This is a genomic window from Glycomyces sp. NPDC048151, assembly GCF_043202775.1.
In the GTDB taxonomy this organism is placed as follows: Bacteria; Actinomycetota; Actinomycetes; order Mycobacteriales; family Micromonosporaceae; genus Glycomyces.
This window is the reverse complement of sequence record NZ_JBIDBB010000003.1, coordinates 57523-75797: the sequence shown is the minus strand read 5'-3', so window position 1 is coordinate 75797 and position 18275 is coordinate 57523. Positions and strand designations below refer to the sequence as shown.

General features: G+C 70.8%; 15 protein-coding genes and 1 pseudogene. 4 read left to right on the top strand and 12 right to left on the bottom strand.

The features are described from left to right. Positions 1-3: 3 nt before the first annotated feature. Together ACGGCP_RS06970 and ACGGCP_RS06965 are read left to right on the top strand one after the other, a co-directional pair. Positions 4-996, top strand: a complete 993-nt coding sequence (locus ACGGCP_RS06970) for an ABC transporter substrate-binding protein (protein WP_392962237.1) — start codon at positions 4-6, stop codon at positions 994-996. Further along, entirely contained in the window at positions 993-3080 is a 2088-nt protein-coding gene (locus ACGGCP_RS06965) for an iron ABC transporter permease (RefSeq protein WP_392962234.1), read from the top strand. Before ACGGCP_RS06970 ends, ACGGCP_RS06965 begins: the two co-directional genes overlap by 4 nt. On the opposite strand, the gene ACGGCP_RS06960 is transcribed toward ACGGCP_RS06965, so the two are convergent. Beyond that, the gene (locus tag ACGGCP_RS06960) at positions 3043-3534 is read right to left on the bottom strand and encodes an HIT family protein (RefSeq protein WP_392962231.1); all 492 of its coding nucleotides are present in this window, start codon (positions 3532-3534) and stop codon (positions 3043-3045) included. The two genes, ACGGCP_RS06965 and ACGGCP_RS06960, sit on opposite strands and share 38 nt — an antisense overlap. Before the next feature lie 124 nt (positions 3535-3658). Between ACGGCP_RS06960 and ACGGCP_RS06955 the strand changes: the two genes are divergently transcribed. Further along, positions 3659-4933: a phytase gene (locus ACGGCP_RS06955; RefSeq protein ID WP_392962229.1), complete on the top strand. Its 1275-nt coding sequence runs from the start codon at positions 3659-3661 to the stop codon at positions 4931-4933. A gap of 51 nt (positions 4934-4984) precedes the next feature. Here ACGGCP_RS06955 and ACGGCP_RS06950 read toward each other — a convergent pair whose 3' ends face one another. From ACGGCP_RS06950 to iolC, 10 genes are all read right to left on the bottom strand, one after another. Next, the gene (locus ACGGCP_RS06950; RefSeq protein WP_392962227.1) at positions 4985-5749 is read right to left on the bottom strand and encodes a DUF817 family protein; all 765 of its coding nucleotides are present in this window, start codon (positions 5747-5749) and stop codon (positions 4985-4987) included. 105 nt (positions 5750-5854) lie between these two features. Next, a complete protein-coding gene (locus ACGGCP_RS06945; RefSeq protein WP_392962224.1) occupies positions 5855-6892 on the bottom strand; it encodes a TRM11 family SAM-dependent methyltransferase in 1038 nt (345 codons plus the stop codon). Between the two features lie 113 nt (positions 6893-7005). Continuing rightward, positions 7006-8502 (bottom strand): family 43 glycosylhydrolase, encoded by a 1497-nt coding sequence (locus ACGGCP_RS06940; protein WP_392962221.1) that lies wholly within the window; start codon positions 8500-8502, stop codon positions 7006-7008. Between the two features lie 126 nt (positions 8503-8628). Further along, positions 8629-9636: a Gfo/Idh/MocA family protein gene (locus tag ACGGCP_RS06935; RefSeq protein WP_392962218.1), complete on the bottom strand. Its 1008-nt coding sequence runs from the start codon at positions 9634-9636 to the stop codon at positions 8629-8631. 24 nt (positions 9637-9660) lie between these two features. Further along, positions 9661-10581, bottom strand: coding sequence for a TIM barrel protein (locus ACGGCP_RS06930; protein WP_392962215.1), 921 nt, complete (start codon positions 10579-10581; stop codon positions 9661-9663). Between the two features lie 13 nt (positions 10582-10594). Continuing rightward, positions 10595-12091: a CoA-acylating methylmalonate-semialdehyde dehydrogenase gene (locus ACGGCP_RS06925; RefSeq protein ID WP_392962213.1), complete on the bottom strand. Its 1497-nt coding sequence runs from the start codon at positions 12089-12091 to the stop codon at positions 10595-10597. Positions 12092-12100: 9 nt separating this feature from the next. Next, positions 12101-13984, bottom strand: a complete 1884-nt coding sequence (gene iolD, locus ACGGCP_RS06920) for a 3D-(3,5/4)-trihydroxycyclohexane-1,2-dione acylhydrolase (decyclizing) (protein ID WP_392962210.1) — start codon at positions 13982-13984, stop codon at positions 12101-12103. Next, positions 13974-14855, bottom strand: a complete 882-nt coding sequence (iolB, locus tag ACGGCP_RS06915; RefSeq protein ID WP_392962207.1) for a 5-deoxy-glucuronate isomerase — start codon at positions 14853-14855, stop codon at positions 13974-13976. The genes iolD and iolB overlap by 11 nt, the downstream gene beginning before the upstream one ends. Further along, positions 14852-15724, bottom strand: coding sequence for an aldolase (locus tag ACGGCP_RS06910; protein WP_392962205.1), 873 nt, complete (start codon positions 15722-15724; stop codon positions 14852-14854). The genes iolB and ACGGCP_RS06910 overlap by 4 nt, the downstream gene beginning before the upstream one ends. Continuing rightward, entirely contained in the window at positions 15714-16646 is a 933-nt protein-coding gene (iolC, locus tag ACGGCP_RS06905) for a 5-dehydro-2-deoxygluconokinase (RefSeq protein ID WP_392963565.1), read from the bottom strand. The genes ACGGCP_RS06910 and iolC overlap by 11 nt, the downstream gene beginning before the upstream one ends. A gap of 251 nt (positions 16647-16897) precedes the next feature. Between iolC and ACGGCP_RS06900 the strand changes: the two genes are divergently transcribed. Beyond that, positions 16898-17875, top strand: coding sequence for a LacI family DNA-binding transcriptional regulator (locus ACGGCP_RS06900; RefSeq protein WP_392963563.1), 978 nt, complete (start codon positions 16898-16900; stop codon positions 17873-17875). A 90-nt stretch (positions 17876-17965) separates the two neighbouring features. Here the strand turns inward: ACGGCP_RS06900 and ACGGCP_RS06895 are convergent. Then, positions 17966-18250, bottom strand: a pseudogene (locus tag ACGGCP_RS06895) (phage holin family protein); the annotation flags it as partial. Positions 18251-18275: the final 25 nt, after the last annotated feature.

Below are 18275 nucleotides of genomic sequence, written 5' to 3'. Positions count from 1 at the left end.
CCGATGCGACTCCCCCACCTCAAGCGCTCCGCCGTGCCCGCGGCACTGGCCGCGGCCGCGCTCCTCGCCGCCTCCGCCTGCGGCACCACCGAAGCAGGCGGCGGCGACGAGACCTCGGCCGAGTCCGGCCCGGTCACGGTCACCGACTTCCTCGGCCGCACCGTCGAACTCGACGCGCCCGCCGAGAAGGTGGTGACCCTCGAATGGGCCGAGACCGAGATCGCCGCGAGCCTCGGCGTCATGCCCGTCGGCGCGGCCGACCTCGAGGGGTACAACACGTGGGTCGGTGCGTCCGAGCCCATGGACGACACGGTCGTCGACGTCGGCACCCGCCAGGAGCCCTCCGTCGACGCCATCGCCGGGCTCGCCCCCGACCTCATCGTCATGGAGCCCGACGACGAGAAGCTCATCGCCCAGATCGAGGAGTTCGCGCCCGTGCTGGTTGTGGAGGGGTCGAACGCAACCGACAACCTCGACCGCATGAAGCGCGACGTCGACATGATCGCCCAGGCCACCGGCACGACCGCCGAGGCCGAGGCGCTGTGGACCGAGTTCGAGGCGAAGATCGAGGCCACCACCGCCGCGATCGAGGCCGCCGGGACCGGCGACGTGCCCTACCTGTACGCCGACGGCTGGGTCGAGGGCGACGCGATCTCCATCCGGCCCTTCGGCGCCGGCTCGCTCGTGGGCTCGCTCGGCACCGCCGTGGGCCTGGAGAACGCCTGGACCGGCGAGACCGACGCCGCGTGGGGCCTGGGCGCCACCGACGTCGAGGGCATGGCCCAGTACACCGACACCGAGCTGAAGTTCGTCTACAACAACTCCTACAACGACAACATCTTCAACGAGAAGCTCGTCGGGAACCCGATCTGGGACGGCCTGAAGTTCGTCAAGGACGGCTCCATGTACGAACTGCCGCACAGCATCTGGACCTTCGGCGGCCCGCGCTCCTCGGGCGCCATCCTCGACTACTTCGCCGAGGTCTACGCCAGTTGAGCACGGTGAGCCCGCCCGTGCGGCCCGAGGTCCGCAAGGGCCCGCGGCTGCTCTCGACCGCGGCGGTGTTCGCCGCCGCGGTCGGGGCGCTGGTCGCGCTGGCGGCCCTGCACCTCACGCAGGGGACGTCCGCTGTGGACGGCGGGGACCTGCTCGGGCTGCTCACCGGCGGCGCCGACCCGGCCGTGTGGAACGTCCTCGAAGGGGCGCGGCTACCGCGCCTGGCGGGCGCGGTGCTCACCGGCATCGCGCTCGGCGCCTCGGGCGTGCTGCTGCAGTCGGTGGCGCGCAACCCGCTCGCGAGCCCGGACACGCTCGCGGTCAACGCGGGCGCGCACCTGGCCGTGACCGCGGTGGCGGCGTTCGGGCTGACGCTGCCGTTCCTGTCGGGCATCGGCGTCGCGTTCACCGGGGCGCTCCTGACGGCGGGCCTGGTGCTCGCGCTGTCGGCGGGCGGCGGCGAGTCCGCGACGACGCGTCTGATTCTGGCGGGGTCGGCGACCGCGATGGCCGCGAACTCGCTCGTGACGCTCCTGGTGCTGTTGTTCCAGGAGGAGACGACGGGCCTGTTCGCCTGGGGCTCGGGGAATCTCAACCTCTCGGGGTTCGGGAGCATCGGGCAGGCCGCGCCGCTGGTCTTGGTCGCGGTCGCCGTGGCGATGCTCGCCGCGCCGCGTCTGGACCTGCTGCGCTTGGGCGACGACACCGCTTCGAGCCTCGGCGTCCACGTGCGGCGTACGCGGCTCGTCGCCGTCGTGTGCTCGCTGCTGCTCGCCTCGTGCGCGGTGACGGTGGCCGGGCCGATCGGGTTCGTGGGGCTCGCGGCCCCGGTGATCGCGCGGCAGATCGCCGTGCGGGTGCCGGTGCTGCTCGCGCACCGCGCGCTGATCCCGTTCAGCGTCTTGTGCGGCGCGCTCGTCATCGTCGGCGCCGACCTCGTCGTGCGGGCGGTCCTGGGCGCTGAGAAGAGCATCGAAGTGCCTGTGGGCGTGGCGACGACGCTTCTGGGCGCGGCCGTCATGGTGTGGCTGGCCCGGTCGATCGCCTCCGGCGGGGCCGAGGACCGGCCCGCGATCCTGCACGGCGCGGCGGGCCGCAGCCGCCTCGCGTTCGCGCTGATTCTGGGCGGCCTCGCGACGGCCTCGCTCGCGGCGGTGTTCGTCGGCATGCTCGCCGGGGACACGATGCTGCTCGGCGGGGACCTCGTCAACTGGTTCGCCGGAACCACGGGCGATTCCTACACGTGGATCATCGACCAGCGCTATCCGCGGGTGCTCGCCGCGGTCCTCGCGGGCGCGGCGCTCGCGTGCGCCGGGGCGGTCACGCAGGGCGTCCTGCGCAACCCGCTCGCCGAACCGGGCCTCCTCGGCGTCACCGCCGGGGCCGGGGTCGGCGCGGTCGCCCTCATCACGTGGGTGCCGTCGGCGGGGGCGTGGACGGTGACCGGTGTTGCGGCCGTGGGCGGTCTGGGCGCGTTCGCGCTGGTCTACGCGCTCGCGTGGCGGGGCGGGCTCGACACGTCGCGGCTCGTGCTCATCGGCATCGGCGTGTGGTCGTTCGGCATGGCCGCGATCACGATCATCATCCTCGCGTCGGACCCGTGGAACATCCCGAAGGCGATGACCTGGCTCTCGGGCACCACGTACGGGCGGACCGCGGACCGGTTGATCCCGCTCGCGGCGGCACTGGTCGTGGTGCTGCCGCTGATCCTGGCGCACCGCAAGGAGATCGACCTGCTCGCGCTCGACGACGACACGCCGCGGGTGCTCGGCGTCAGGCTCGAGCGGACCAGGCTGCTGCTGCTCGGCTCGGCGGCCGTCCTGACCGCCGCCGCTGTGGCGGTCGTCGGCGTGATCGGCTTCGTCGGCCTGGTGGCCCCGCACCTGGCGCGGGCCCTGGTGGGCAGCAGGCACACCCGGGTGCTCCCGGTGTCGGTCTTCCTGGGCGTCCTGCTCGTGAGCGTCGCCGACACGTTGGGCCGCACCGTGATCGCCCCCGCCCAGATCCCGGCGGGCCTCGTCTGCGCCCTCATCGGCACCCCCTACTTCATCTGGCTCCTGTGGAGGACCCGGACGAGGACGTGAAGTAGGCGCGCAGCCGCTTCGCGTAGACCTGGCGGTCGTCGAAGGAGGCCCAGCCCGGGAGCGGCGACGACTCGTATAGGCGGTCGCCCTCGTAGCGGGGGAAGACGTGGACGTGCAGGTGCCAGACGTCCTGGTTCCCGGCGGGCTCGTTGTGCTGGCGCGTGGAGACGCCGTCGCATCCGTACGTCTCGCGGATCGCGACGGCGACCTCCCGCACCATGTCGCCTACGGCCGCATAGGCGTCGGCGGGGATCGAGTACAGGTTCTCGTAATGCCCGGCGGGGATCACGATCACGTGCCCGCGGTTGTCCGGCCACCAGCGCGGCGAGACGAACGCGGCGGCGTGCTCGTCGCGGCGCACGATGTCCTCGACCGAGCCGATCGCGTCGCTGCGTCCGGCGAGCCGCTCGCAGAACGGGCACACGTATCCGGGCGGTTCGTGAGCGGTCTCCATCCGGCCACCGTATCCGCCCGCGCGGTGCGGGAATTCGCCCTGGGGGTCGAGGCTTGTTCACCTGGGATTCATTGCGGGGCCCCAACATCGAATCGACAACTCAACCCCGATTCGAGGAGACTCCTTGCTTTCGCGACTCTTCACCCTCACCGCGTGCGGCACCGCCGCGGTGCTCGCGTGCGCCGCCTCGGCGCACGCCCACCCCCGGTCGTCCGCGGACGACGGGCTGACCGCCGAGCTCGAGACCCCCGCGCTGTGGGACGAGGACGACGCCGACGCCGACGACCCCGCGATCTGGGTCGACGAGGACGACCCCGAGGACAGCCTCGTCATCGCCACCGCTAAGGAGGCCGGGATCTACGTGTACGACCTCGAAGGCGAAGAGGTCCAGCACATCGCGCCCGACCCCGCGCCCGGCGAGGACGACGCGCCCGGCCGGTACAACAACGTCGACCTCGTGCGCGGCTTCAAGCTCGACGGCGAGCGGGTCGACCTCGCCGTCGCCTCCGACAAGGGCATGGACGACCTGGGGATCTTCGTCGTCGACGAGGACGGGCTCACCGAGGTCACCGACCCGGACGCGGGCTGGATCTTCAGCGCGTCGCAGGAGGAGGTCAACGGCGAGCACACCGCGTACGGCCTCGCCACGTGGCAGGACGCCACGGGCGCCTACGCGCTCGTCAGCCGCAACTCCGAGACCGAAGTGGCCCTGCTGAAGCTCGAGGCGAAGGGCGACACCGTCGGCTGGACGAAGGTCCGGACCCTGGCGCTCCCCGCCGAGTTCGCGATGCCTGACGGCTCGACCTGGACCACCTGCGACGACCCGGGCGAGTACGCGCAGGTCGAGGGCATGGTCGTCCACGACGCGACCGGCACCGCGTACCTCGGCCAGGAGCTCGTCGGCATCTGGAAGATCGACGCGGACCTCACCGGCGAGCCCGAGCTCGTCGACACCGCCGTCGAGTTCGGCCAGCCCGCCGTGTTCGACCCCGAGACCGAGGAGTGCGTCTACGGCGACAACCCCGGCTTCGGCGGCGAGCACCTGCGCACCGACATCGAGGGCCTCACGATCTACGACACCGGCCGCGGCGACGGGTACCTCCTCGCCTCGAGCCAGGGCGACGACACGTACGCCGTCTACTCGCTCGCCGCGGGCAACGCCTACCGCGGGTCGTTCGCGGTCGCGGACGGCGAGGTCGACTCCACCCAGCACAGCGACGGCGCCGACGTCGTGAACGTCAGCCTCCCCGGCTTCGACGGGGGCCTCCTCGTCGTGCAGGACGGCGACAACACGCCCGAAGGGTCCGACGAGTCGAGCACCAACTTCAAGTTCCTCGAATGGGAGGACGTGGCCGAGGACAGCGGTCTCGGCCTCGCCGTGGCGCGCGGCCGCCGCTAGACCCGCACCCGAAACCGCGCCGCCGGGGCCCCCAGGACCCGGCGGCGCGCCTCATTCGGCGGGCTGCAGCCGTGCGTCGGAGCGGACCTTCCAGGCCGCGACCGGCGCGAAGCAGACGGTGATGAGCAGCGCCCACGCCCACAGTTTCGACAGGTGCACCGGCTCCCAGCCGTCGGCCTGGTGCGGGTACACCCACGCCCCGAAGTAGGTCCCGATGTTCTCCGCGATCCACAGGAACACGGCGATGAGCGTGAACGACAGCGCCAGCGGCATCCGGTACTGCCCGTCCCCCACGGTGAAGTGCACCCACGTGCCCAGGGTGACGAAGACCAGGAGCACGGTGAGCGCCAGGCGGATGTCGAACAGCCAGCCGCTGGACAGGAAGTTCAGGTAGATCAGGAGGGCCACGCCGGTCATCGCCCACACCCGGTACCCCTCGATCCGCAGTTTCAGGAGCCGCCACGACCGGCACACGAAGCTGCCCACGGCCGCGTACATGAACCCGCTGTAGAGCGGCACGCCGCCGACGGCGAGCACGCCGAGGTCGGGGTACGTCCACGAGCCGATCGCGACCTTCACCAGCTCGAACCCGAGGCCGAGCGCGTGGAAGCCCGTGACGATCAGCAGCTCCTTCCACGTGTCCGAGCTGAACAGCAGGAAGAACAGGGTCATGCCCATCCCGTAGGCGAACAGCGCGTCGCCGCGCTCCAGAGGCAGCGGCACGACCGCCGAGGCCGCCAGGCCGAGGAAGATCGCCACCGCGAACACGCACGCGCGGGCCTCCAGCAGCCCGAAACGCCACAATTGCCCTATCAAGCGGCCCAACGTGAACGGGGTCCGCTCGCGACCCGGCCTGACCCTCCGAAAGAACCACATCGGCCTATCGTGACCGACCCTCGCCTCCCTGCCAAGCCCCCGCGGCTACCCGGGTTTGCGCGCCACCACCAGGTCGCGGTTGATGGCCTGGTCGACGCGGTGCGCGAAGTCCAGGAAGGGCCCGTCCTCGACCACGTCGAGGCCCGCCTCGGCGAGGATCGCGACGAGGTCCGCGCGGGCGGTCGTGTGGAGGTTCCAGGAGATCCCCATCCCGCCGCCGGGCTTGAGCAGGTCCGCCCAGACCGGGACGGCCGCCTCCAGCAGCTCCGTCGGACGCCGCGTCAGCGCCCGCGTCTCCTTCACCGCCGCGTGCTGCACGCCGTACGGCGCGTCCGTCACCACCAGGTCGAACGACGCCCGCTTGAACACCTCGCCGCTGCGCAGCGTGTCCGCGTTGACGACCTCCACCGCCTGCACGTCGCCCGCGCGGTGGGCCTCCTTCGTGGCCGCGAACTCGACCCGGGTGCGCTGCCCGACCCCCCGGCCCTCGCGCTTCACCCGGCTGGAGACCGCGGTGTGCTTGAGCCGCTTGTCCTTCAGCCAGCGCTGCACGAACGCGCCGTACGCCTCGAAGTCGCGCTTGTCGACCTCCACGCCCGACGCGTCCCAGCCGTACATCGCCGCCTGGTTCAGAGTCGTGCCGCGCCCGCACATCGGGTCGAGGACCTTCACACCGCCGCCGAGGATCCGGTCGGGCGCGAGCGCGACGGCGGCCGTGACGTTCAGCAGCAGCTTCGTGAACTGCTCGTTCGTCTTGCCCACGTACTTGAGGATCGTGATGAGGTCGTCGTCGTACCGGTCGAGCCGTTCGACCTCGACCGGCTCGAGCATCCGGCCGCGCACCGCGAACAGCGCGAACAGGGACGAGAGGTTCGCCAGGAGCCGCAGGTCGCGGCCGCTCAGCGAGTCCGAGCGGAACGCGAGGTACGGGACGCCGCCGAGGACGGTCTCCTCCACGTCCTCGATCGCGCCGTCGAGGACGTGGGCGCTGAAGACCCTGATCTCGTTCGCCGCCATCCGGGCGGCGGTGCGCGCGTACACGCGGTTGGCGGAGGGCGATATCAACATCGCGTACTGCTGCATGGACTTGCGAACCTTCACGAGCTCTCGGACACGGAGAAGGCCCCGGCCTGCCGGCAGGGGCCTTGATTAGCGCGACCTTAGCAAACGCACCGGGGGCGGTCTGCCCGATCCCGCTATGAGCCGTTCAGGACGGGCCAGCCCGCCGCGTTCCACTCGATCCGCTCGATGTCGAGCGCGAAGCCGCCGTTCGACCCGTACGCGTGGTACGAGATGAATCCTCTGTGGATCGACTGGCCTCCGGCGGCGACGTTGTTCCCGTACGCGCCGAGGAGCACCGTGCCGCCGCCGTTGCGCATGTCGACCCCGGCGGCGTCCGTGAAGGGGCCGGTCGGCGAGGTCGAGCGGCCGACGGTGATCTTGTACGTCGAGTTCGCCCCGGCGCAGCACGTGCCGATCGAGGTGAACAGGTAGTAGTAGCCGTCGCGGTAGGTCATCGACGGCCCCTCGATGCCGCCGCCCTTGGTGGCCAGGCGGATCGGGGTCGCGCCCGCCTTCGGCTTGCCCGAGGGCCAGTCGAGCTCGAGGATGTGGATGCCCTGCCACCAGGAGCCGAACACCATCCAGTGGCGGCCCGAGGCGTCGACGACGATGTTCGGGTCGATCGCGTTGTACGCGTCGCCGGAGTAGGACTGGAAGACCGCGCCCTTGTCGGTCCAGCCGTAGCCCGCCGCGCTCGGGTCGAGGGTCGGGCTGGTGGCCAGGCCGATGGCCGAGCGCTGCGAGCCGAACGTCGAGACCGAGTAGTACAGGTAGTAGAGGCCCTGCGCGGCGTCGTAGTGGATCTCGGGCGCCCACAGGTTGTCGACGCCGGGGATCTGCTGCGTGGTCCACGCGGGCTTGGCGTTCCACATGGTGCCGACGTTCTGCCAGGTCTGACCGCCGTTGGTGGAGCGGAAGATCGGGGGCGTGCCGCCGCCGAACCGGCCGTCGCCCGTGGCGTAGACGAACCAGGGCTGCCCGGTGCACCCGGCCCACAGCGCGGGGTCGTGGGTGCCGAGGCTGCCGCCGAGGCTCGGCGGCTGCGTCGGCCCTGAGGCGCAGTCGGTCGGCTCGGGCTGCTGCGTCCCGCCGACCGGGCTGAGGCTCCACTGCTGGTTCGTGCCGCCCGTGGCGGTGTACTGGGAGATGCGCCCGCCCGCGGCGGTCGACCACTCCCACACGTCGAGCGCCTTGCCCGACAGGCGGTTCACGAAGGTCGCGTAGCCGCCGGACTCGGTGACGGTCCACTGCTGGTCGGTGGCGTTCGTGCTGGTCTCCTGCACGACGTTCGCGCCGTCGGCGGTGCTCTGGTTCTGCAGGCCGAGGACTTTGCCGCTGTGCCGGGATTGAATGCGGTAGTAGCCCCCTCCCGCGTCGACGAAGCGGAACTGCTGGTTGGTCGCGTCGGTGCGGTTCCACTGGATGAGGCCCGCGCCGTCGGCGGTCGAGGCGGCGTCGATGTCGAGCGCCAGCCCGGAGTGGCGGCTGGTGAGGACGTAGTTCGCGTTGGTATCGATGGCGGCGCTGGCGGCCGAGGGGGCGAGGAATGCCAGGCCGGAGGCGGTGAGGACGGCGGCGGCGAGCCCGGCGAGCCAGGTTCTGCGCCGCTGCCGCATGGGAGTCGTGTGCATTTCGGGTACTCATCTCTAGATAGTGAGGAATAGAGATGGTTCGATGTTAACGGACACATGCAACGTTGTACAGCCGCATGCGGCGGAACGCCGACCTCGTCCGCGTTCCGCCGCTCCGATCCCGTTCTAGGCGTAGAAGTCCGGCCGCTCCGGCAGCTCGATCGGGACGATCTCGCCCGAGTGCAGCGAGCGCACGGCCGCGTCCACTACCACCGTGGCCGCGAAACCGTCCCAAGAGGACGGACCGGTCGGCTCCTCGCCCTTGAGCAGGTGGTCGACCCAGTCCTGGAGCTCGACGTCGAACGCGTCCGCGAAGCGGTCGCCGAACTCCTGGCCGATCTCCGCACTCGCCTTGGCGGCCTTGCGGACCACGGGCGCGGCCGGGTCGGGCAGGCGCACCGCGCCGTCCTCGCCCACGATCTCGCACTGGATGTCGTAGCCGTACTGGCAGTTCACGAACGCCTCGACGTCCACCCGCGCGCCTGAGACGGTCTCGAACAGGAAGATCTGCGGGTCCTGCAGGTGCGGGAAGCGCTTGGAGGTCTTGCGCGGCAGCACGGTCTGGACCGTGGCGAACTCCTCGCCGAGCAGCCAGCGCATCGCGTCGACCTCGTGCACGGCGGTGTCCTTGGCGGCCATCTCGGTCGTGTAGGCCTCGCGCACGTTCGGGTTGCGGTGCACGCAGTGCGCCATCAGCGGCTCGCCGATCTCCCCGGAGTCCAAGACCTGCTTCATCTGCCGGTACCCGGGGTCGTAGCGGCGCATGAACCCGACCTGCACGAGGCGGCGCCCGGCCGCCTGCTCGGCCTTGAGGATCCGCAGCCCGTCCGCGGTCTCGGTGATGAGCGGCTTCTCGCAGAACACCGGTTTGCCTGCGGCGATGCAGTGCAGCACCTGCTCGGCGTGCGCCGGGCCCCACGAGGTCACGACCACCGCCTCGACCTCGGGGTCGGCGATGAGCCGCTCGGCCGTGTCGACGACGCGCGCGCCGACCGAGGCCGCGACCGCCGCCGCCGACTCCGGGTCGATGTCCGAGACCGCGACGACCCGCGCTCCGGCCACGATGTTGGCGAGCCGGTGCACGTGCTGCTCGCCGATCCAGCCGGTGCCGATCAGGCCGATGCCGATGCTCATGGTGCTCCTCATTCCTCGGATTGGCTAGGACTGCTGACGGCTCGCGCCGAGACCGCAGCCGCCCAGGTACTTGCGGGTGCGGACCGCGATCGGGAAGGGCACGTCCGGCTCGCACGGGTACAGGTCCTGCTCGACGATCACGAACAGCTCGGCGTCCAGTCTGGAGAGCTCGGTGACGATGTCGGCCGGGTTCGGCACGCCCGCAGGAGGTTCGACGCACACGCCGCGCTTGACGGCCTCGCCGAAGCCCAGGCCCTCGTCGCGCACCTGGCGCAGGATCTCGGGGTCCATCTGCTTGATGTGCACGTAGCCGATGCGCTCGCCGTAGCGGCGGATCAGGTCCACATTGTCACCGCCGCCGTAGGCGACGTGGCCCGTGTCCAGGCACAGCGACACGAAATCGGAGTCCGTCCCGTCGAGGAACGTCTCGATCTGCGGCTGCGTCATGATCTGGCAGTCCGCGTGCGGGTGCAGCGCGATCTGGACGCCGTGCTCCTCGAACATCTGCTTGCCGATGCGGTTCGCCGTGGCGTGCACCGTCTTCCACTGCTCGGCGTCCCACTCGGTGACGTCGTTGACGGCATCGGTCCTCTCGTCGCGGAACAGCGGCGGGATGAACACGACGTGCTTCGCGCCCTGCGAGGCCGTCAGCTTCGCGACCTTCGAGACGACGTCGATCGTCTCCGCGAACTTCTCGGGCCGGTGCAGGTTCCCGAACACGGTCCCGCCCGAGACCTTGAGGCCCCGCGAGCCGACCTCGTCGGCCAGGACCTCGGGATCGGTCGGCAGGTACCCGTACGGGCCCAGCTCCAGCCACTCGTACCCGGCGCCCGCGAGCTCGTCCAGGAACCGGTCGTACGGCAGCTGCCGCTCGTCCTCGGGGAACCACACCCCCCACGAGTCGGGGGCCGACCCGAGCCGGAGGTTGAGGGCTTGTGTCGTCATTGACAATGCTCCTTCAGCTGGAGGTGGGGAAGTTGAGCTGGGCGGCCTGGGACTCGGTGTGCTTGGGCCAGCGGGAGGTCACGACCTTCGCGCGGGTGTAGAAGCGCACGCCCTCGTGGCCGTGGATGTGGCTGGAGCCGAACAGGGAGTCCTTCCAGCCGCCGAACGAGTAGTGCGCGGTCGGCACCGGGATCGGGACGTTCACGCCGACCATGCCGACGTTCACGTCGCGCTCGAAGGTGCGCACCGCGCCGCCGTCGAACGTGAAGATCGCGGTGCCGTTGCCGTACGGGTTGGCGTTGATCAGGTCGATCGCGGCTTCGAGGGTGTCGACGCGCACGACCGCCAGGAGCGGCCCGAAGACCTCGTCCTTGTAGACGTCCATGTCGGGCGTGACGCGGTCGAGGACGCTGGGGCCGACGAAGAACCCGCCGAGGTGGCCTTCGACCTGGAGGCCGCGGCCGTCGACCACGGGCTCGGCGCCTTGGGCCACACCGGATTCGATGTAGCCGGTGACGCGCTCGCAGGAGGCCTTGGTGACGACCGGGCCCATCTCGGCCTCGGGGTCGTCCCCGGCGCCGACGACGATCGCTTCGGCCTTCTCCTTGAGGAGGCCCACGAGTTCGTCGGCGGCGTCGCCGACGGCGACCGCGACGGATATGGCCATGCAGCGCTGCCCGGCCGAGCCGAACGCGGCGGCGGCGAGCTGGTTCGCGGCCCAGTCCATGTTCGCGTCGGGCATGACGACGGCGTGGTTCTTCGCGCCGCCGAGGGCCTGGACGCGCTTGCCGTTCGCGGTGGCACGCTCGTGGATGTACTTGGCGATGGGGGTCGAGCCGACGAACGAGACGGCGGCGACGTCCTCGTGGTCGAGGAGGGCGTCGACGGCGGTCTTGTCGCCGTTGACGACGTTGAAGACGCCGTCGGGGAGCCCGGCGTCGGCGTAGAGCTGCGCGATGAACAGGCTCGCGGAGGGGTCGCGCTCGCTGGGTTTGAGCACGAAGGTGTTGCCGGTGGCGATCGCGATGGGGTGCATCCACATCGGGACCATGACCGGGAAGTTGAAGGGCGTGATCCCGGCGCAGACGCCGAGGGGCTGTCGGAAGTCGTAGGAGTCGACGCCGCGCGAGACGTCGTTCGAGAAGCCGCCCTTGAGCGCGGAGGTGATGCCGCACGCGAACTCGATGACCTCGCGGCCGCGCACGATCTCGCCGCGCGCGTCGTCGATCACCTTGCCGTGCTCGGCGGCGATGATCTTGGCAAGTTCGAGTTCGTGGCGTTCGACGAGGTCGCGGAGGCGGAACATGACGCGCGAGCGGTTCGACAGGGACTGCTGACCCCAGGACGCGAAGGCGGCCTTCGCCGACTGCACTGCGGTGTCCACATCGGATACGGTGGCGAGGCGGACCTGCGCCTGCTCCTCCCCCGTCGCGGGGTTCCACACGGGCGCGAGCCGGTCGGACCCGCCAGAAGCCGGCTTGCCGCCGATCCAGTGCTCGATGATCTGCATGGGGTCCCCTTAGAGGTAGTGGCGCTGTTCGCGCTTGTGGTCGGTGTAGGCGGCGCGGGCGGCGCGAGTGGAGTCGAGTTCGGACACTTCACTGACAGGCACTTCCCACCAGGCCGAGCCGGGCGGGTTCGGGCCGGTCGGGTCGGTCTCGATGTGGACGACCGTGGTGCGGTCGTTGGCCTTGGCCTGCATGATCGCTTCGCGGAAGGACGCGACGGAGTCGGCCTCGATGACCTCGGCGCCGAAGCTGGCGGCGTTCGCGGCCAGGTCGACGGGGAGCACGTCGCCGTCGAGGAGCCCGGACTTCCCGTCCCGGTAGCGGTACGCGGTGCCGAACCGCTGCGAGCCGAGGGATTCGGAGAGCGACCCGATCGAGGCGAATCCGTGGTTCTGGACGATCACGATGACGACCTTGAGGCCCTCGGAGACCATGGTCGCGATCTCGCTCGACAGCATCAGATAGGACCCGTCGCCGACGAGGACCACGACCTCGCGTTCGGGCGCGGCCATCTTCGTGCCGACCCCGGCGGCGATCTCGTAGCCCATGCACGAGAACGCGTACTCGACGTTGTAGGCCTTCGGGTCCCTTGCGCGCCAGAGCATCTGGAGGTCGCCGGGCATCGACCCGGCGGCGTTGATCACCACGTCCGAGTCGTCGAGCACGTCATTCAAAGCTCCGAGGATCTCGGTCTGGGCGGGCAGCGGGCCGTGGCCCAGGTTGAAGCAGGCGTCGGCCGTGGCCTGCCACTCCTCGGCGAGGCGGCGCGTCTCGGCGCGGTACTCGTCGGGGACGCTCCAGCCTTCGAGGGCCTTCGTCAGCGCGGCGAGGCCGGTCTTGGCGTCGGCGAGCAGCATCTCCGCGGAGTGCTTCGCCGCGTCGAGCCGGGCGACGTTCAGGTTCGCGAACGTCACGTCGGGATCGCCGAACACGGTGTGGCTCGCCGTCGTGAAGTCCGAGTACCGGGTGCCGATGCCGAGCACCACATCCGCTTCGGCCGCAAGGGCGTTCGCGGCGGAGGTCCCGGTCGAGCCGAGACCGCCGACGGCCGCGTGGTGGTCCCACGGGATCGCGCCCTTCCCGGCGTGCGTGTCCGCCACCGGGATCCCGGTGGCCTCGGCGAACGCCCGCAGCTCGGCCTCGGCCCCGCTGTAGACGACGCCGCCCCCGGCGACGATGAGCGGCTTCTCGGCACTGCGCAGCAGTGCCGAGACCCGCTCCACAGCGGCGGGATCGGGCGCGACCCGGCCGACGCGCCACACCCGCCTCCGGAAGAACTCGACCGGCCAGTCGAACGCCTCGGCCTGCACATCCTGCGGCAGGCAGAGCGTCACGGCTCCGGTCTCGACCGGATCGGTCAGCACGCGCATCGCCGCCAGAGCAGCAGGGATCAACTGCTCAGGCCGCGAGACGCGGTCGAAGTACTTGGACACCGGCCGGAACGCGTCGTTCACGCTCACGTCCCCCGCGCGCGTGTCCTCCAACTGCTGCAGCACCGGGTCCGGGACCCGCGAGGCGAACATGTCGGAAGGCAAGAGCAGCACCGGAAGCCGGTTCGTCGTCGCCAGCGCCGCGCCGGTGATCATGTTCGTCGAGCCCGGCCCGGTCGAGGCGGTGCACGCGAACGTCTGGAGCCGGTTCTTCATCTTCGCGAACGCCGCCGACGCGTGCACCATCGCCTGTTCGTTGCGCGCCAGGTAGTACGGGAGGTCGGCCTCGCCGGTCCGCGCCGCCTGGAGGAGCGCCTGCCCGAGCCCGGCCACGTTCCCGTGCCCGAAGATCCCCCACACGCCCGGGATGAGGCGCTGCTCGACGCCGTCGCGCTCGGAGTACTGCGCGGCGAGGAAGCGGACCAGCGCCTGCGCGGTCGTGAGTCTCACGGTCTCAACGGGCATCGTCGCCCTCCTTCTCCACAGCCGAGGACAACGGCAGGCGAGGATCGAGATCCTCAGGGGCCCAAGTGGACCGGACCCACCCGTGGGCGGGGTCGTCGCTGATGAGCCAGGCGCGGTCCTCGCCGGGACCGGCCATCACGTTCAGGTAGTACAGGTCGTAGCCGGGGGCGGCCGCGCTCGGGCCGTGCCAGCCGTGCGGGATGACGACCACGTCGCCGCTGCGGACCTCCTCGCTGACCTCGATGGGCCGCTCCGGGGTCCCGTAGACGCGCTGCCAGGCGAAGCCGTTCCGGTCGCTGACCTCGAAGTAGTAGATCTCCTCGAGTTCAGCCTCGCCGTCCTTCGCCTCGTCGTGCTTGTGCGGCGGGAAGGACGACCAGTTGCCGCCGGGGGTGATCACTTCACAGGCGATGAGCTTGTCGGCCTCGAACGTCTCCGGCGTGCAGAAGTTGTTGACCTGCCTGGAGGCCTGGCCGGAGCCGCGCAGCTCGACCGGGACGTCCTCGGCGGGGCCGTACCGGGCGGGCAGGCGGCGCTCGCACTTCGCGGAGGGCAGGGCGAAGCGTCCGCCGGTCGCGCTGGCGACGGTGACCGTGGCGTCCCTTGGGGCGTAGACGAAGTCGGTGACGCGGCTGAAGACGCTCCGGCGGCCCTGGACTTCGAAGGTCTCGCCGTCGCAGGTGACCGTGCAGCTCCCGGAGAGCGGCAGGACCAGGGTCTCGGCGTCGCCGGTAGCGAACGTGGCGGAACCGGAGGGCTCAAGGCACAGCACCTTGAGTCCGGAGTACCCCCAGCCGGCGGACTCAGGAGTGACGACGGTGTCGTAAGGCCCTGCAGCAGTAGACCCGGAGGGCAGGTAAAAGGAGCTCACAGCAGACTCACCACCGCATCGACGGCCGAGGCGACATCGCCGTCGGCCGGGTAGAGAAGCGAACGGCCCACGGTCAGACCGACCACATTGGGCAGATCAAGCGAACGGCCCCAACTCTCCCGCTGGGCCGCGAGGTCGGCGACCTCGCCGCCGAGGATCACCATCGGCAGTGTGGAGGCCGCCGCGACCCGTTCCATGTCGGGCGCGGTCGGCACCTTCAGCCAGGTGTGGGCCGAGGTCGAGCCGAGGCCCGAGGCGATCGCGACCGACTTGACGACCCCCTCCGTCGTCAAGTCGTTCACGACCTTCCCGCCCTCGCGGCGGGAGATGAACGGTTCGACCATGGCGATCAGGCCGCGGTCGGCGAGCGCGTCGACGGCATGAGCCGTCGCTTCCAGGGTCGGAGCGGTCCGGTCGTCCCCGAGGTCGATCCGGGTGAGCGTCTTGCCGCCGTCGAAGCCCATGCGGGCGATGGCGTCAGCGGTCATCCCGGTGAAGCGGTCGTCGATCTCGAACGAGGCTCCGGCGAGGCCGCCGCGGTTCATCGAGCCGAAGACGACCTTGCCGTCCAGCGCACCCAGGAGCAGCAAGTCCTCAAGGATGTCCGCCGTAGCGAGCACGCCGTTGCAGCCGGGATGCTTCAGCGCGACGACAAGCCGACCCAGCAAGTCGCCGCGATCGGCCATGGCCATCGGGTCCCCGCCCGTGGCGAGGGCGCCTCGCGCCGGGTGGTCGGCGGCGATGACGAAGCACTTGCCCGAGGGCCCGACGGGACTCGTGGCGCGCTTGCGGGCGTCGGCGGCCCTGCGGACCGCGCCCGGGTCGGCCACGCGGATCCGGGTCAGCTCGGCGAGCCGGTCACTCCACATCGCGTGCCTCCTGCAATTTGCGCTCCACTTCGCCTTCGGTCGGCATGGCGTCGGAGCAGGCGAGTTCGCCCGCGACGATCGCGCCCGCCGCGTTCGCGAAGCGCATGATGCGTTCGGTGTCCCATCCGGCGAGCAGGCCGTGGACGAGCGCGCCGCCGAAGGCGTCGCCCGCGCCGAGGCCGTTGACCACGTTCACGGGTGCGGGCGGCACTTCCACCTGGCCGCTGTCGTCGAGGGCGAGCACGCCCTTGGGGCCCTGCTTGACGACGGCGAGCGAGACGCCGGCCGCGCGGAGCGCCTGGGCGGCCTCGGCGGGGGTGTCCGTTGCACCGACTGCCACTTCGCACTCCTCGCGGTTGCCGACCGCGACCGTGACGTGCGGCAATGCCAGTTTCACCCAGTCGCGGGCGGCCTGCGGCGAGTCCCAGAACATCGGCCGGTAGTCGAGGTCGAGCACGGTGATCCCACTGCGCCCACGCGCCTCGAGTGCCGCCAGCGTCGCCGATCGGGAAGGCTCCTGACACAGGCCGGTGACGGTCACCCAGAAGACGGACGCCTCCCGGATGCCGTCGAGATCCAGCTCTGCGGCACGAATGTCGAGGTCGGGAGCCTTGGGGAGCCGGTAGAAGTACAGCGGGAAATCGTCGGGGGGAAAGATCTCGCAGAAGGTGACGGGCGTAGGCAACTCCTCGGAAGTCCCGACGAACGAGTCGTCCACTCCATAGCCCCGGATCGCGTTGCGAACGAACTTCCCGAAGGGATCGGCGCCGACCTTCGTGATCACCGCTGCGCGCCGCCCGTACCGGGCCGCCGCGACGGCGACGTTCGTGGGGCTCCCGCCGAGGAACTTGCCGAAGGTCTCGACGTCCTCGAGGCCGACACCGACCTGCTGGGGGTAGATGTCGACCCCGACCCGGCCCATCGTGACGACGTCGTGCGTCGCGGCCACGGGCACACCTTCCTCTCGAAAATCTGGAGCGCTCCACTGTCGCGCGTTACTGTCGCGCGACAGTGATTTGGAATATACTCACTCCCAGACCCGCGCGTCAAGCCGCCGAGCCCGACGGAAATAAACTCGGGTTACCCGCCGGTCGCCCGCCGGGCCCAGGAGAGGACGAGTCGTTGGACGAAGCGCTTCAGCCCCAATCGCAAACCGCCCCCCAGCGCGCCACCATGGCCGACGTCGCCAAGCGCGCCGGCGTCTCCCGCACGCTCGTCTCCCTCGTCCTGCGCGACCGCCCCGGCGCCGGAGCGGCCACCCGCGAACGGGTCCTCAAAGCCGCCGACGAGCTCGGCTACCGCCCCGACAGCGCCGCCCAGATGCTCGCCCGCGGCCGCAGCCGCACCCTCGGCGTCCTCATGAACCTCGAGCAGCCCTTCCACGCCGAAGTCGTCAAGGCCATCTACCCCGCCGCCGCCCAGCTCGGCTACGACGTCCTCCTCTCGGCCGTCGCGCCCGGACGCGACGAGCACCACGCCACGGGAGCGCTCCTCGGGCACCGCTGCGAAGCGCTCGTCCTCCTCGTCTCCGACCCCGAATCACACTCCACCGAACGCCTCGGCGGCACCGTCCCCACCGTCGTCGTCGGCCGCAAGGCCACCACCCCCGGCGTCGACAGCGTCCACACCGCCGAAGCCAAGGGCGTCCGCCAGGCCGTCGACCACCTCGTGGACCTCGGCCACCGCCGCATCGTGCACATCGACGGCGGCAAGGGACCCGGCTCGGCCGACCGCCGCACCGCCTACCGGGCCGCGATGCGCCGCCACCGCCTCGCCGACGAGATCCGCGTGATCCCCGGCGCCCAGGACGAGGACTCGGGGATAGCCGCCGGCATGCTGCTCCTGAGCGAAGACGAACTCCCGACCTCCGTCCTCGCCGCGAACGACCGCTGCGCGATCGGCCTCATGCACGCCCTGCGCAGCGGCGGCGTGGACGTCCCCGGCCAGGTCTCGATCGTCGGCTACGACGACAGCAACCTCTCGCACCTGTCCCACATCAACCTCACGACGGTCCGCCAGGACGCCACCGGCATCGCCGAGAACGCCGTCCGCAGCGCCGTCGAACGCCTCGACAACGCCGCGCTCCCCGCCCGCGAGACCGTCTGCGACGCCAAACTCGTCGTCCGCGCGACGACCGCGCCGCCCCGCTAAGTCCTGCTTCCCGGGGATCAGGAGCCCGATGATCCAGCTGACGACGCTGACGATCAGCGCGCCCCAGAGCGCGGGCCAGAACCCGTCGATCGCGAACGGCAGGCCGAACCGGTCCGCGATCCACTCCGTCAGCAGGAACAGCAGCGCGTTCACCACGAGCGCGGCCAGGCCAAGCGTGACGATGTAGAGGCAGCTCCCCGCTTTCCGGATGAGCGGCTTCAGGATCGCGTTGACCAGGCCGAAGACCAGGGCGACCCCGATGAGCGTCACCGCGTTCTCGGCCGTGCTCGAACCGTCGACATGGATCCCGCTCAAGAACCACGCCGCGAACGCGAGCGCCGCGGCCGTGACCAGCGTGTGAACTATGAACCGCATGGCCTGGACGCTACCGCCGACCCGA